Here is a 15,124-nt window from a genome sequence, read left to right on the forward strand (position 1 = left end):
TAATCATTTGTTCAATCCTTTCTTTTATTTGTTCCTATCATAACAGACGATGAATTGTTCAAACAATAGCTCAAGGAGACAAATCCAATTTGTTTTTCTCATGTCTGATATTTTTATTCTAATTGCTTATCGGGTATAATGAAAAGATAGACAAAGTGCTCATAGATAGGTACAATGGATAAGACTTTGTGGAAAAAATGCGCACAGTAATCAGAATAAGTAGAATGGAGGACAAATACATGTCCATGTTTTTAGATCAAGTAACTATTGACGTCAAAGCTGGCAAAGGCGGCGATGGGATGGTTGCTTTTCGACGGGAAAAGTATGTGCCAGATGGGGGACCAGCTGGTGGTGATGGCGGACGTGGAGGGAATGTCGTTTTTGTTGTAGACGAAGGTTTACGGACACTAATGGACTTTCGCTTTAATCGTCATTTTAAGGCTGATCCAGGCGAAAACGGAATGAGTAAAGGGATGCACGGACGCGGCTCTGAGGATTTACTTGTAAAAGTACCTCAAGGAACAACCGTGCGTGATGTTGAAACAGGCAAAGTGATTGGTGATTTGATCGAGCAAGGTCAAACATTGGTTGTTGCACAAGGGGGCCGTGGTGGGCGCGGAAATATCCGTTTTGCTTCTCCGAAAAACCCAGCACCCGAACTTGCCGAAAATGGCGAGCCAGGCCAAGAACGAAAATTAGAATTAGAGCTTAAAGTACTAGCGGATGTAGGACTAGTGGGCTTCCCATCAGTTGGGAAATCAACCCTTCTTTCTATTATATCGTCAGCAAAACCTAAAATTGGTGCATATCACTTTACGACACTTGTACCAAATCTTGGGATGGTTCATACAAGCGATGGTCGAGACTTTGTTGTTGCGGACTTACCAGGGTTGATAGAAGGCGCATCGCAAGGTGTGGGTCTTGGTACGCAGTTTCTGCGTCATATCGAGCGGACGCGTGTAATCTTGCATATTATTGATATGAGCGGACTTGAAGGAAGAGATCCGTATGATGATTACCTGGCAATCAATCATGAACTAGAGACCCATAATCTCCGTCTATTGGAACGCCCGCAGTTAATTGTCGCGAATAAAATGGATATGCCGAATGCAGAAGAAAATCTTGCAGAATTTCGAAAAAAAATAGCAGCACAGCAAACCGATGAATTTGCTGATCCAATTCAAATTTTTCCGATTTCTAGTATCGCAAAAAAAGGAATTCAACCACTGTTAAATGCAACAGCTGATTTATTAGAGGTGACACCTGAATTTCTTTTATATGAACAAGATATGGAAGAAGATGTGGTTCAGTACAATTATCGATCAAGCGAGCCTGAGTTTATAGTTGACCGTGAACCAGATGCGTCTTGGACATTGCATGGTGAGAAAATCGAAAAGTTATTCCAAATGACCAATTTCGATCATGACGAGACAGTCATGCGTTTTGCTCGCCAATTACGCTCAATGGGTGTCGATGAAACATTACGTGCGCGTGGTGCCAAAGATGGCGATATTGTTCGCATTGGTAATTTTGAATTTGAATTTGTTGAGTAACAATCAAAGTAGCCAAGTTTGGGTATTCCCATACTTGGTTCTTTTCTTTTTACTATTTATTGGTAAAATGGAGGTAGTTAAAAGAAAGTAGGGGATTTTTTATGGCTAAGAAAGTCATTGTCGCTAATTTTGAATACAATTCACAAGCGTATCAAGCATTTTCTGAAGTAAAAAAAGTTGCCACAAGAGGCCAATTAAAAATTGAACAAATGGCCGTTGTTAAACATTCAAATGATGGGAATCATAAGTTTTCCATTGAAGATTTTTTTGATCCGACTGGCTCATTAGGCACCTCAACGGGTGGGATGATTGGAATGTTGATTGGTGTATTGGTTAGTCCATTGGCTATTTTACTCGGATGGTTCGGTGGAAGCTTGATCGGAGCGACGAAAGATGCCAAGGAGCTATCAACCGCTCAAACGATATTTGAACATCTCGTTTCACAAATTAGTGAAGGCAAAACCGGTTTGATTGTTATCGCTGAAGAAACAGACAACCGCCCCTTGAATGAAGTGATTATGCAAGAATTAGGTGGCGGCATTAGCCGGTTTGATTTTGAAGAAGTTGAAGAAGAGATTAAAAATGCCAATGAAGTAACAAACAAAACGAAAGAATCATCTTTGAAATTCTGGAAAGAAAAACACAAAGAATAAAGATGGAAAGATAGGTAAAAATGGAAATTGAATTTTTAGGAACAGGAGCGGGTGTACCTGCCAAGCATCGCAATGTCACTAGCATTGCCTTAAAACTTTTGGATGAGCGGAATAAAATTTGGCTATTCGATTGTGGAGAAGGGACGCAGATGCAAATCTTACGCACGACAATTAAGCCAAGAAAAATTGAAAAAATTTTTATTACTCACTTACATGGCGATCATATTTTTGGCTTGCCGGGCTTGCTAAGTAGTCGCTCGTTTCAAGGTGGTAATGAATCTCTCGACATTTACGGTCCTAAAGGGATAGAGGAATTCGTGAGGACATCTTTACGAATTTCGCGTTCAAGACTAGGCTACAAATTAAACTTTTATGAAGTGACAGATGGTATTGTATTTGAAGACCACCAATTTACGGTCTTTGCCAAAAAATTGGATCATGGGATTGATAGTTTTGGTTATCGTGTCGTAGAAAAAGACCATGTCGGTGAATTACAAGTCGATAAGTTAGTAGCGATGTCCGTTAGCCCAGGCCCAATTTTTGGCCAGCTAAAGCGTGGCGAACGTGTGACATTGCCAGATGGTCGCGTACTTGACGGCAAAGATTTTCTCGGTCAGGCACGGAAAGGGCGCATTGTGACAATCTTAGGGGATACAAGATATTGCCAACAGTCGATTGAATTAGCAAAAGATGCGGACGTGCTTGTTCATGAAAGTACCTTTAATAAACATGAAGCAAGCATGGCTAAAGATTATTTTCATTCAACAACACATCAAGCTGCTGAAGTAGCAAAAAAAGCTGGGGTACAAAAATTAGCACTGACTCATATTAGTGCTAGATATCTCGCAAAAGAAGCGATTGAGTTGGAACAAGAAGCAAAAGAAGTTTTTCCAAATACACTTCTAGTGAAGGACTTTGATCAAGTACTTGTTCCCTTTCGATGAGAGGAGAAACAGATGAAATTAAAAGGAAAAGTGGTTTTAGTAACTGGTGCTTCTTCAGGATTTGGAGAGCAAATTTGTTATGAGGCAGCAAAAGAAGGCGCCATTGTCATAGTCTGCGCCCGTCGTATTCAACTAATTGGCGCTGTGAAAGAACGCTGCATGGAATATAGTCAGCAGCCGGCCTATGCGTATCAGATGGACGTGACAAATCCGGAACAAGTCGACCACGTATTGGCGCGAATAGAAGACGAAGTTGGTGCGATTGATGTGCTTGTAAACAACGCCGGCTATGGTTTGTTTGAGGATTTTGTGAATACATCGTTTGAAGAAATTCGTAATATGTTTGAAGTAAACGTCTTAGGGTTGATGTATATTACGAAACGAGTGGCTGTCAAAATGATCGAACAAGGCAGCGGTCACGTCATCAATGTGGCTTCTATTGCTGGGAAGATGGCGACACCTAAATCATCCATTTATTCAGCCACAAAATTTGCTGTTTTAGGCTTCTCTAATTCAATCCGTTTAGAGTTAAAGTCATTTAACATTCATGTGACTACTGTAAATCCAGGTCCGATGGAAACCAATTTCTTTGACAAGGCTGATCCGGAAGAAGTGTACTTATCTAAAGTTCAGCCTTTCTTGACGGAACCAGCTTTCTTAGCACGGAAAATCGTAAAAATTATCGGTAAACCAAGACGAGAAATCAATAAACCATTGATTATGGCAGCTGCTGCTAAGGCGTATGTGCTATTTCCTCGAGTCGGCGACTATCTAGCTGGTGGTATTTTTAATAAAAAATAGAATAGGTGAAGTAGATGAAAAATCAGTGGCGTATTATTTTAGGATTGATTTTAACGTTGGTTATTGTGATTTTTGCTATCTTAAATAACCAGCAAGTAGCGATTAATTTTGGCTTTACAGCCATTCAAGCACCACTAATTATTGTGATAATTGGTGCGGCTTTTATTGGCGCAGTCGTGATTGCTTTAGTCGCAACTTCTAGTTATGTCAAGCAAAACAAAGAATTAAAAGCTTTACGCAGTCAGCAAATAACCGATGATGCAGTCATCGAAAAACGAGTAGCTGAACGAAAAGCAGAACTTGAAAGAGAATATGCAAATAAAGCAATTGAAATGCAGCAAACATTTGATCAAGCAAACAGTGTAAATCAAGCATCCCTTGAGGAGACACAAACGAAATAACCGAACGTTAAAAATAGAAAAAAAGTCAAAAGGATAGCATAGATGTTCGGTTGACTTTTTTTCTGCTTGGATTTTAAGTGGCAATTTTGGACCATTAAGGAGTGATTGTTTGTCGAAAGTAACATATCAATGGTTAATAAGTGAAAATGAACTATCCGATAGCTTCGTGACAAGTGTTATAGGAAGACAGCTTCCAGAGACATTTGCTACGTTGCTATGGCAAAGAGGTATTCGGGACGAAGAAGCACTAGAGAACTTTTTGCATCCATCATTAGAGAAACTACATGATCCTTTTTTATTTTATGATATGGACCGAGCTATCGAACGCGTGCAGCAAGCGATAATAGAAAATCAAAAAATTCTTATATACGGTGACTATGATGCAGATGGCATCACAAGTACGACAATCCTTAAAGAAGCCTTGGATTTTTTAGGAGCAGATGTAGAATTTTATCTACCGAATCGTTTTGCTGACGGGTACGGGCCAAATCAACGAGTCTATTCGGAAAAAATTAATGAAGGTGTCCAATTAATCATAACGGTCGATAATGGTGTCTCCGGCCATGAAGCGATTGACTATGCTAATAGTGTGGGCGTAGATGTCATTGTCACTGACCACCATGAACTACCTGAACAACTACCGAATGCCTATGCGATTATCCATCCGAGACATCCAAAAGGGCACTATCCTTTTAAAGAGTTAGCTGGAGTTGGAGTGGCATTTAAGTTTGTCTGTGCTTTACTTGATGAGCTGGTCGTCGAAAGTCTGGATCTAGTCGCGATAGGGACGATTGCTGATATGGTCTCGCTGACAGATGAAAATCGTATTTTGGTTGCATTTGGCTTGCAAGCTATACGGCAAACTGAACGAATGGGGCTCCAAGAACTGATTCGAGTGAGCCAAGTCGTTCCAGAAGAACTTGATGATAAATCAGTCGGCTTTTCACTTGCACCACGGTTAAATGCGTTGGGTCGATTGAGCGATGCGACGATTGCAGTAGAATTATTGACGACATTCGATGAGCAAAAAGCTAAGACTTTGGCACAAGAAATTGATCAAAAAAATACCGAGCGCAAACAAATCGTCGCCGATGTATTTGCAGAAGCTAGCCAGAAAATAAATGTTGATAATCAAATTCATGTCATAGTTGGTGAAAACTGGCATGAAGGGGTTTTGGGAATTGTTGCCGGAAGAATTATGCAACAAACAGGAAAACCCACCATTGTTTTGACAAAATTAGTAAATGGAGTAGCAAAAGGCTCAGGTCGAAGCATCGAGAGTTTTGATCTCTTTCAAACACTTCTCCCACTAAAAGAACTGTTTTTGTCATTTGGTGGCCATCACTCAGCAGTCGGGCTGTCTATCGAGCAGAATCAAATAGATACTTTACAGCAATCACTAAATGACTACGTGCTAACGCGAGGTATTCATTTTACTGGTTTGCCATTAAGAATCGATGGGACGCTAAAGATTGAAGAAGCGACGGTACCATTTATCAAGTCTCTACAAACATTAGCTCCTTTCGGGATGGACAATCGCTACCCAAAATTTTTATTTTCTGAGATCAAAGCGACGGACAATCGCTTAATTGGTGCAGAAAAAAATCATTTAAAAGGGCAGCTTTCTGACGGTTCAGCTTCCTTGCCGTATATTGCTTTTCAATTTGGTAGTTATTTGACTGACTTTTCTTCGGATAACCTTTCTATTGTGGGTGAACTAACACTAAATAGTTGGAACAACCATGTCACGCCACAATTGATGGTCGATGACTATCTTATAAAGGGATCACAGGTCTTTGACTTTCGCTCGAAACGCCAATCATTGCCGCCTCTTAATGTAAGAGAGAGTATCTTTATATCATTTACGGAGAAAAAAATAGGTGACAAAAAATTCCAAGCAGAAACGATTCATGTTCGAAATGAAGAAGATATCGCTCAACTTAAACAAAAATCCTACAAAGAAGTCATTTACCTGGACTGCCCTTCGGATGTTAAATTGGTTAAAAAAGTAGCGCAGCAATTTAAAAATGCGCACCATTATCTTGTATTTGAAGCGACTGACGATGCGTATCTGGATGGGTTAGGCACAAGAGAGCAGTACAAAAAAATGTACCAAGTGATCAAGCAACAACAGACACTTGATATACGCTACAAATTAGATGAATTGGCGAATTATTTACAGATTCCTAAAAAGTTATTAATTTTCATGATTCAAGTGTTTTTTGATTTAAAATTTGTTACAATAAACGATGGTATCTTAGGCTATGTTGAAGATGTTGTTCCGACGCAACTTGAGGCAAGCACGATTTATCAACAGAGGAAGCAACGAATCGACTCTGAGATGTTTTTACAGCTCTCAGATATCGCTGATTTAAAAGATTGGTTCTTTTCATAGGAGGAAATAAAATGAATTTAAAAGACTACATAGCGAGTATTCCAGATTATCCATCAAAAGGAATTGTATTTCGTGACATTTCGCCATTAATGGCAGATGGCGAAGCATACAGAGCAGCGACCAAACAAATTGTAGACTACGCACAAGAAAAAGAAATTGACATGGTAGTTGGACCTGAAGCAAGAGGATTTATTGTTGGTTGTCCAGTAGCATTTGAACTTGGTGTTGGTTTTGCACCCGTTCGCAAACCAGGGAAACTTCCAAGAAAAACGATTTCTGTTTCATATGATTTGGAGTATGGTAGTGATACATTAACCTTACATGAAGATGCGATTAAACCAGGCCAAAAAGTATTAATTTGCGATGATCTATTGGCGACAGGCGGAACAATCAAAGCTACGATCGAACTTGTTGAAAAATTGGGTGGAATTGTTGTTGGTTGTGCATTTTTAATTGAATTGCAAGATTTACATGGCCGAGACAAAATTGAAGGGTATGACATGTTAACGTTAATGGAATATTAGTGAAAAAGGAGTATGACGAAAATCCGTCACACTCCTTTTAATATGGGTAAAAAAGTTTTCCAATTAAAGTTCATTAACCTTTTTGAATGTAAATTATGACTTGTATCTAAAATTTTCAGACTGGTACATTCGATTAGCTCGACGATATTGGCGCATTTGATACTGCTTATCATCCCAAGCCAACAGCCAAATGATTAGTAAAGGACTAACAAGCAAGAAAGTGACCAAGAAGCTAGCGTGACCAATAAATATACCTAGAAACAACACCAATAAAATAAATCCAAAACGACGAATAGTTTTCAAATTAATCACTCCTCTGTCCGATGCGAACATTTGTTTGTATTTTTATTATACGAACATTCGTTTGGTTTGTAAAGAGAAAAGAAGCAAACTTTTTTAAAAGTTTGCTTCTAGAGGATTAAATTGCGATATAAGCCGACAACTCGTCCCAATATTTTGACAGATTGTAAAATAATGGGATCCATAAAATCATTTTCAGGTTGCAAGCGATAATAATTTTTTTCTTTGTAGAAGGTCTTGCAAGTAGCTTCATTTTCGTCAGTCATCGCAATGACGATATCACCATTTTGGGCAATATCTTGTTTACGAACGATGACTTGGTCGCCATCTAGAATACCAGCGTTAATCATGCTCTCTCCTTTGATTGTAAGCATGAACAGGTGCCCTTGATCATTCGTTAAATCAGGTGGTAAAGGGAAAAAATCAGCGGCTTCTTCAACTGCTAAGATGGGTTCACCCGCTGTAACAACACCAAGAAGAGGGATGCTATCGGAAACAATATCAATTGCTTCTAAACCTTTTGCCGTCAGCTCGATTGCACGAGGCTTTGTCGGGTCTCTAAGAATATAGCCTTTCTTTTCTAACCTAGACAAGTGTCCGTGAACGGTCGAAGTAGAAGAGAGTTGTACTGCTTCCCCGATTTCTCTAACAGTAGGTGGATATCCCTTTTCCGAAACGCGTTGATGGATAAATCGTAGAACCTCAAGTTGACGGTTTTCAGTTCGTTTCACCAAATTGTACACCCACTTTCATTTATATAATTAGTGTATCATATTCAGGTCGGCTATTCAAACAAATGTTCGTATATTTAGCTTTCTTATTTGTTTTTTTTACCGTTTTCAATTATTATTAAGTGGAAAGTGAGGCGAGTATGTATGTTATCAAAAGAAAAGTTAGCAAGAATTAATGAATTAGCAAATAAAAAGAAGACCTCTAACTTAACTGAGACAGAAACTTTGGAGCAAAAGAAATTGCGCGAGGAATATTTGGCTGCATTTCGTGGTGGAATGAGACACCATATTGAAGGGATGAAAGTAGTAGATCCAAAAGGAAATGATGTTACTCCAGATAAGTTAAAGAAAATTCAAAAAGAAAAGGGTCTGCACGGACGCTAGTAGCTAAAGAGAAAGATTGCGCATCTTTCTCTTTTACTATATAATGAGTTATGAGAATAAAAGTAAAAAAAACCTAAATTAGGAGGCGTTTCTATTGTTCGACAAAATTGATCAACTAGGAGTCGATACTTTACGTACGTTAAGTATTGATGCGGTACAAAAAGCAAATTCAGGCCATCCAGGATTACCAATGGGTGCAGCACCAATGGCATACGCATTATGGACAAAACATTTAAAAATTAATCCCAAAACTTCAACTAAATGGGTAGATCGTGATCGCTTTGTTTTATCTGCTGGCCATGGTTCCGCATTGTTGTATAGCTTATTGCACTGTGCAGGCTACAATGTGACCACCGAAGATTTGAAGAATTTTAGACAATGGAATAGCAAAACACCAGGACATCCAGAAGTCAATCATACCGATGGCGTGGAAGCAACGACCGGTCCTTTAGGGCAAGGGATTGCTATGGCAGTAGGTATGGCAATGGCAGAAGCGCATTTAGCAGCAACTTACAATAAAGATACATTCAATATTGTCGACCACTATACCTATGCACTATGTGGGGATGGTGACTTGATGGAAGGTGTCTCTCAAGAAGCGGCTTCATTAGCTGGCCATTTAAAACTAAATAAATTGGTGCTATTTTATGATTCAAATGATATTTCACTTGATGGACCGACCTCAAAAGCTTTCACTGAAAATGTTGGTGATCGATTTAAAGCGTATGGCTGGAATCATATCCTTGTGAAAGAAGGCAATGATTTAGAAGCTATCTCAAAAGCGATAGACGAAGCAAAAGTGTCGGATAAACCAACCATGATTGAAGTGAAAACAATTATCGGTTTTGGTGCACCAAAACAGGGTACGTCAGACGTTCATGGTGCGCCATTAGGTATTGAAGGAGTTGCGGCAGCTAAAAAAGCATATGGCTGGGAATATCCAGAATTTACAGTACCAGAAGAAGTCCAATCACGTTTTACAAAAGCAATCCAAGAACGTGGAGCACAGGCAGAAGCAGAATGGAATCAATTATTTGCTAGCTATGAAGCTGCTTATCCAGAATTAGCAAAACAATTCAAAGATGGTTTCGAAGAGCGTTTGCCTGCTGAATGGGAAGCAAATTTGCCAGTATATGAAGAAGGATCAAGCCAAGCTAGTCGTGTATCAAGCAAAGAAATGATTCAACAACTTTCTAAAAATGTTCCTACTCTTTGGGGTGGTTCCGCTGACTTATCTAGTTCAAATAACACGATGGTTGCAGCAGAGAAAGACTTTGAACCAGGACAATACGAAGGACGCAATATCTGGTTTGGTGTTCGTGAGTTTGCCATGGCAGCTGCAATGAATGGAATTCAACTACATGGTGGAACAAAAGTGTATGGTGGTACTTTCTTTGTATTCGTGGACTACTTACGACCAGCTGTTCGTTTGGCTGCAATTCAAGGAGTACCAGTCACATATGTCTTAACGCACGACTCAGTGGCAGTCGGGGAAGATGGGCCAACACACGAACCAATAGAACAATTGTCGAGCCTACGCTCAATTCCTAACTTACATGTATTGCGTCCAGCAGATGGAAATGAAACTCGAGCAGCGTGGAAAATTGCTTTAGAATCAAAAAAAACACCTACTGTACTTGTCTTAAGTCGCCAAAATTTACCAGTCATTCCAGGAACAGCCGACAATGCTGATAGTCAAGTTAAAAAAGGTGCTTATGTGATCTCACCGCAAAAAGGAGATAAACCAGAAGGAATCTTGCTTGCAACAGGGTCCGAAGTTGCTTTGGCAGTTGAAGCACAAAAAGTACTTGCTGAAAATGGCCACGATGTATCTGTAGTATCGATGCCTAGTTTTGATCTGTTCGAGGCGCAAGCGGATGAATACAAAGAATCTGTCTTACCAAAATCAGTTAAGAAGCGTGTAGCTATTGAAGCAGGATCATCATTTGGTTGGGCGAAATATACAAAATGTAAAGGGAAAATTATTGCGATCGATCACTTTGGTGCGTCTGCACCTGGAAACAAAGTGATGGAAGAATTTGGCTTCACTGTGGGTAATGTTGTCGCAACGTATCAGTCAATCTAGAAAAGATTGGAATTATCTAGGTACAATCAAAATGACCATAAAATTCAAAAGTTTGCTCTCAAACTTTTGGGTTTTATGGCTTTTTTCATCGTAGAGAGTTTAGATTCTCTGGGTTAATTTGTTTAAGTATTGGGGATTTTTTCTATAACACGCCTTTTTTTAGTTTTTTAAAAGACTTTTATAAATTAATGATTTTTATGAGTTTTTAAGAAAACTTTTAAAGAATTTTTTAATCGGTTTGTTTGTTTTATCAGCTTATTACTTTTATACTATCTTTATGAAATCTTTAGAACTTTTTGTAGGGTTAGCTTAGGAGGAAAAGATGGTAGTAAAAACGAGAAGCGAACGACATATAAAAAATATAGATCCACGTAAATCGCCACTAAAAAACATGGTTCCATTAGTGGGTATTGCAATGGTAGGCGCGCCAACAGTGATATCGCTAGCACCAAGTACTGTCTATGCTAATGAGGATGGCGTCGCAAACGCCCAAAGTTTAATCAACCAAATTGGAACAGCTGCATCTGAAATTGCGAATCAAAATGACTTATATGCTTCTGTCATGATTGCTCAGGCATTACTTGAAAGTGGGAATGGCAGTTCTGTACTTTCTAGCGCTCCTTATTATAATTTATTTGGAGTCAAAGCATACAATGGTGGAGCAACTGTTTGGTTGCCAACACAAGAGTATTTAAATGGTCAATGGGTTACGATGACGGAACCTTTCCGCCAATATAATTCGTACTATGAATCCTTGGTGGATCACGCAAATGTCTTGTTGGCATCTAGCAGTGTTACCGGACAAGCACGATATGCAGGTGCATGGAAAAGCCAGACCACTAGTTATTATGATGCGACTGCATACTTGACTGGGCGGTATGCTACTGATCCTAATTACAATCAAAAGTTAAACAGTCTGATTCAAAGATATAATTTAACGCAATATGATACGCCATCGTATTACACTCAAACAACGACGACAACGACAACTACTACAACCACTACAACCACTACGTATCAAGCGACTGCTACTTATACAGTTGCACAAGGTGATACTTTATGGGGAATTGCCCAAAAGTTTGGTGTCTCAGTTGATCAACTCGTGGCACAAAATAATATCTCAGGTGAATTAATTGTCGTAGGTCAACAGTTATCTATTTAAAAAGAATTGGTGATTCATTTTTTGAATCACCAATTCTTTTTGTTCGATTGCTTTATAAAAACGTTTGCTATAAAATCAAAGAAAACTAGGAGGCGATAGTATGAGTAAAATTTATGAATCAATTACCGAATTAGTCGGCCAAACGCCAATTGTAAAATTATCGAAACTTGTTCCTGACGATGCAGCGGATGTATATGTGAAATTAGAGTCTTTCAATCCTGGAAGTAGCGTGAAAGATCGGATTGCCTTGGCAATGATTGAAAAAGCTGAACAAACAGGAGAGTTGCAACCTGGCTCAACTATTATTGAACCAACATCAGGGAATACTGGTATTGGCTTAGCTATGATTGGATCTGCGAAAGGTTACAAAGTGATTATTGTTATGCCAGAGACAATGAGTATCGAGCGTCGGAAATTAATGCAAGCTTATGGTGCTGAATTGATATTGACTCCAGGAAGCGAAGGAATCAAAGGTTCCATCGCTAAGGCGACAGAACTTGCAGAAAAAGAAGGGTATTTTTTACCATTGCAATTTGAAAATCCTGAAAATCCACATATTCATGAAGTGACGACGGGTGTAGAAATTGCTGATGCGTTTGCAGATGGTTTAGATGCTTTTGTTTCAGGTATTGGTACAGGTGGAACGATTACAGGAGCGGGTAAAGTTTTAGCAGAAAAATTCCCAGGTATCGATATTGTGGGTGTAGAGCCGGCTGAATCTGCTGTACTTTCAGGAGGACAACCAGGACCGCATAAAATTCAAGGAATCGGAACTGGATTTGTGCCAAAAGTTTTAGATAGAGATGTCATTACTGAAGTGATTGCAGTGGCGGGTGATGATGCTATTAAAACAGCAAGAGAAGTAGCTCATCAAGAAGGGTTCTTGGTTGGAATTTCTTCAGGTGCCGCAGTTAATGCTGCGTTGCAAGTGGCGAAAAAATTGGGTAAAGGGAAGAAAGTCCTAGCAATTTTACCAGATAATGGTGAAAGATATTTATCAACTGCTCTTTACGATTTTGAAGATTAATAGGATTTAAAAACAATGAACGAACAGCTTACGTCGATCTATCTGGTAATCGACAGTGGTGTTCGTTCATTTTTTACTAGAAACTTTCAAGTAAAAGTGGTAGAAAAAAAGACTTAAAAATAGTATGATAAGGGAGATAGAAAGGGAGGATTGCCTTGACTGCCACCTTAAATTCAATAATCGATTCATTAAAGCAAAAAAATATACGAATCACACCTCAAAGAATAGCGATTTTAGAAGTCTTAATCCAGTCTAAGAATCATCCAACTGCCGAAGAAGTGTACAAGCAGATTGAGGTAGACTTTCCAGGTATGAGTGTTGCGACTGTCTACAATAATTTACGTTTGTTCACTGACTTGGGTTTTGTCACTGAAATGAGCTATGGCGATAGTGCAAGTCGTTTTGATTTTACTACTGAGTTGCATTACCATGCGATTTGTTCAAAATGTGGGAAGATAACTGATTTTCATTATCCTAATTTAGATGATATTGAAATTGCAGCGAGTAGATTGACCGGCTATAAGATTGATAGCCATCGCTTAGAAGTATATGGCTTATGTCCCGCTTGTCAAAAAGAAGTAGTTGAGTAAGAAATAGCACGGACTATCAAAAGGAAAACGATACTTTGTTTTCCTTTTTTCATTGGATCAATGAATAGAAAGCAGGAAATTGTATGAGTAATTTAATGATGAATTATCTATCCGCTGGTCAAACAACGATGTCAAATATTTTTTTGACACGTTATCGTCAGTTAGGGTTGGATGACCAAGAATTTGCGATGTGGATACAGATTTATGTTCAGGATCAAAATGGTTATGTGATGATTGATTTTCGCAAGATTGCGGACGATTTGCAAATGGATATAAAAAATGTCTATCAAATCGTTAACCAGTTGGTCCAAAAAAATATGGTGACGATTTATTCAGACAAAGGGGAGAATGGCCAATTAACTGATCGTTTTTCTTTGAATCCTGCATACGAAAAATTGCAACAATGGATGGAACAAGTGGAAGAAAATCAGGAAAACTCAAAAATCGAAGGCCAAATAAAACGATTATTTGGTTTGTTGGAGCAAGAATTTGGTCGACCGTTGTCTTGTATTGAGTTTCAACGTGTGCATCAATGGTTAGATGAAGATCATTATTCACCAGCATTAATAGAACTGGCTTTGAAAGAAGCGGTTTTGAATCAAGTATACAATTTTAATTATATCGATCGAATTCTGTTAGCTTGGGAGCGGAAGAACATTCGCACAAAAGAACAAGTGGCGAATGAACAAAAAAATAGACAAAGAAAAAAATTACAATCCCAAGTGGACCAAACAATGAATACAACTGCGCCATTACCAAAAGTGACCTTGCATAATTGGCTAGATGAGGAAGACAATGATAAGTAAACAAAAAACGCTAATCGCACTTCAAAAAATGATGGACATGTATCCCGAGGCGCACGGCGAATTAGTCCATAAAAATGCGTTTGAGCTTTTAATTGCTGTGATTTTAAGTGCGCAAGCGACAGATATCTCGGTGAACAAAGTCACGCCGGATTTATTTGCAAAGTTTCCAGACCCGGCTGCTTTTGCGAATGCGAGCGTTAATGAAATCATACCTTACATCAAATCAATCGGACTTTTTCGAAATAAGGCTAAAAATATTCAACTCTGTTCACAACAGCTCATTGCTACTTACGATGGTCAAGTGCCGGCATCTCGCGAAGAATTAATGTCTTTAGCCGGAGTTGGAAGAAAGACTGCCAATGTCGTATTAGGAGACGCGTTTGGTGTACCGGCAATCGCTGTTGATACGCATGTTGAAAGAATCAGTAAACGTCTGAGAATTTGTAAACTAACAGCTAATGTTATTGAAGTAGAAGAGACTTTAATGAAAAAAATTCCCGAAAATTTATGGATTCGGGCACACCATACGATGATTTTTTTCGGAAGGTATCATTGTACAGCGCGTAAACCAAATTGTGCGCAATGCCCATTGCTTGACATGTGCCAAGAAGGAAAAACTATTATGAAGAATTTATAACAGAGGACTTTGGCTAGATTGCAATAAACAAAGAGCCGAAAATCTAGAAGTTTGAGAAATAACTTCTAGATTTTCGGCTCTTTGTCAATAAGGACTGATGTAAAAGATTTAAGTGTAACCAAAACAGATT

The 15,124-nt window shown here is 38.8% G+C and carries 16 protein-coding genes; 14 read left to right on the plus strand and 2 right to left on the minus strand.

Going from position 1 to position 15,124, the window contains the following annotated elements; all coding sequences use genetic code 11:
* The first annotated feature begins 239 nt into the window (after positions 1 to 239).
* From obgE to NE257_RS03950, 7 genes are all read left to right on the plus strand, one after another.
* Positions 240 to 1,553 (plus strand): GTPase ObgE, encoded by a 1,314-nt coding sequence (obgE, locus tag NE257_RS03920; protein WP_251885822.1) that lies wholly within the window; start codon positions 240 to 242, stop codon positions 1,551 to 1,553.
* Positions 1,554 to 1,654: 101 nt separating this feature from the next.
* Positions 1,655 to 2,206, plus strand: coding sequence for a DUF1269 domain-containing protein (locus NE257_RS03925; RefSeq protein WP_007208334.1), 552 nt, complete (start codon positions 1,655 to 1,657; stop codon positions 2,204 to 2,206).
* A 20-nt stretch (positions 2,207 to 2,226) separates the two neighbouring features.
* Complete coding sequence (gene rnz / locus NE257_RS03930; protein WP_251885823.1) at positions 2,227 to 3,150, plus strand: ribonuclease Z; 924 nt, start codon at positions 2,227 to 2,229, stop codon at positions 3,148 to 3,150.
* 12 nt (positions 3,151 to 3,162) lie between these two features.
* Positions 3,163 to 3,951: an SDR family NAD(P)-dependent oxidoreductase gene (locus tag NE257_RS03935; RefSeq protein ID WP_251885824.1), complete on the plus strand. Its 789-nt coding sequence runs from the start codon at positions 3,163 to 3,165 to the stop codon at positions 3,949 to 3,951.
* A 14-nt stretch (positions 3,952 to 3,965) separates the two neighbouring features.
* A complete protein-coding gene (locus tag NE257_RS03940) occupies positions 3,966 to 4,352 on the plus strand; it encodes a LapA family protein (RefSeq protein WP_251885825.1) in 387 nt (128 codons plus the stop codon).
* Between the two features lie 109 nt (positions 4,353 to 4,461).
* Entirely contained in the window at positions 4,462 to 6,747 is a 2,286-nt protein-coding gene (gene recJ, locus NE257_RS03945) for a single-stranded-DNA-specific exonuclease RecJ (protein ID WP_007208330.1), read from the plus strand.
* 11 nt (positions 6,748 to 6,758) lie between these two features.
* A complete protein-coding gene (locus tag NE257_RS03950; RefSeq protein ID WP_251851530.1) occupies positions 6,759 to 7,271 on the plus strand; it encodes an adenine phosphoribosyltransferase in 513 nt (170 codons plus the stop codon).
* Positions 7,272 to 7,364: 93 nt separating this feature from the next.
* On the opposite strand, the gene NE257_RS03955 is transcribed toward NE257_RS03950, so the two are convergent.
* Positions 7,365 to 7,574, minus strand: a complete 210-nt coding sequence (locus NE257_RS03955; RefSeq protein WP_007208328.1) for a hypothetical protein — start codon at positions 7,572 to 7,574, stop codon at positions 7,365 to 7,367.
* Between the two features lie 107 nt (positions 7,575 to 7,681).
* Entirely contained in the window at positions 7,682 to 8,305 is a 624-nt protein-coding gene (lexA, locus tag NE257_RS03960; RefSeq protein WP_007208327.1) for a transcriptional repressor LexA, read from the minus strand.
* Between the two features lie 141 nt (positions 8,306 to 8,446).
* Between lexA and NE257_RS03965 the strand changes: the two genes are divergently transcribed.
* The 7 genes from NE257_RS03965 to nth all read left to right on the plus strand — a co-directional run bounded on the left by NE257_RS03965 (position 8,447) and on the right by nth (position 14,994).
* The gene (locus NE257_RS03965) at positions 8,447 to 8,686 is read left to right on the plus strand and encodes a DUF896 family protein (protein WP_007208326.1); all 240 of its coding nucleotides are present in this window, start codon (positions 8,447 to 8,449) and stop codon (positions 8,684 to 8,686) included.
* A 94-nt stretch (positions 8,687 to 8,780) separates the two neighbouring features.
* Entirely contained in the window at positions 8,781 to 10,772 is a 1,992-nt protein-coding gene (gene tkt, locus NE257_RS03970) for a transketolase (RefSeq protein ID WP_251885826.1), read from the plus strand.
* Between the two features lie 322 nt (positions 10,773 to 11,094).
* Positions 11,095 to 11,934 (plus strand): glucosaminidase domain-containing protein, encoded by an 840-nt coding sequence (locus NE257_RS03975; protein ID WP_007208324.1) that lies wholly within the window; start codon positions 11,095 to 11,097, stop codon positions 11,932 to 11,934.
* Between the two features lie 100 nt (positions 11,935 to 12,034).
* Positions 12,035 to 12,961, plus strand: coding sequence for a cysteine synthase A (cysK, locus tag NE257_RS03980; RefSeq protein ID WP_251885827.1), 927 nt, complete (start codon positions 12,035 to 12,037; stop codon positions 12,959 to 12,961).
* 155 nt (positions 12,962 to 13,116) lie between these two features.
* Entirely contained in the window at positions 13,117 to 13,551 is a 435-nt protein-coding gene (locus NE257_RS03985) for a Fur family transcriptional regulator (RefSeq protein WP_007208322.1), read from the plus strand.
* Positions 13,552 to 13,634: 83 nt separating this feature from the next.
* Entirely contained in the window at positions 13,635 to 14,357 is a 723-nt protein-coding gene (locus NE257_RS03990) for a DnaD domain-containing protein (protein WP_251885828.1), read from the plus strand.
* Positions 14,347 to 14,994: an endonuclease III gene (gene nth / locus NE257_RS03995; RefSeq protein WP_007208320.1), complete on the plus strand. Its 648-nt coding sequence runs from the start codon at positions 14,347 to 14,349 to the stop codon at positions 14,992 to 14,994. The genes NE257_RS03990 and nth overlap by 11 nt, the downstream gene beginning before the upstream one ends.
* Positions 14,995 to 15,124: the final 130 nt, after the last annotated feature.

It is taken from the genome of Enterococcus italicus (assembly GCF_023743875.1).
In the GTDB taxonomy this organism is placed as follows: Bacteria; Bacillota; Bacilli; order Lactobacillales; family Enterococcaceae; genus Enterococcus_G; species Enterococcus_G italicus.

Coding starts and splice junctions, on each gene's coding strand:
- obgE (WP_251885822.1), top strand. CDS start 240: ATGTCCATGTTTTTAGATCAAGTAACTATTGACGTCAAAGCTGGCAAA.
- NE257_RS03925 (WP_007208334.1), top strand. CDS start 1,655: ATGGCTAAGAAAGTCATTGTCGCTAATTTTGAATACAATTCACAAGCG.
- rnz (WP_251885823.1), top strand. CDS start 2,227: ATGGAAATTGAATTTTTAGGAACAGGAGCGGGTGTACCTGCCAAGCAT.
- NE257_RS03935 (WP_251885824.1), top strand. CDS start 3,163: ATGAAATTAAAAGGAAAAGTGGTTTTAGTAACTGGTGCTTCTTCAGGA.
- NE257_RS03940 (WP_251885825.1), top strand. CDS start 3,966: ATGAAAAATCAGTGGCGTATTATTTTAGGATTGATTTTAACGTTGGTT.
- NE257_RS03950 (WP_251851530.1), top strand. CDS start 6,759: ATGAATTTAAAAGACTACATAGCGAGTATTCCAGATTATCCATCAAAA.
- NE257_RS03965 (WP_007208326.1), top strand. CDS start 8,447: ATGTTATCAAAAGAAAAGTTAGCAAGAATTAATGAATTAGCAAATAAA.
- NE257_RS03975 (WP_007208324.1), top strand. CDS start 11,095: ATGGTAGTAAAAACGAGAAGCGAACGACATATAAAAAATATAGATCCA.
- cysK (WP_251885827.1), top strand. CDS start 12,035: ATGAGTAAAATTTATGAATCAATTACCGAATTAGTCGGCCAAACGCCA.
- NE257_RS03990 (WP_251885828.1), top strand. CDS start 13,635: ATGAGTAATTTAATGATGAATTATCTATCCGCTGGTCAAACAACGATG.
- nth (WP_007208320.1), top strand. CDS start 14,347: ATGATAAGTAAACAAAAAACGCTAATCGCACTTCAAAAAATGATGGAC.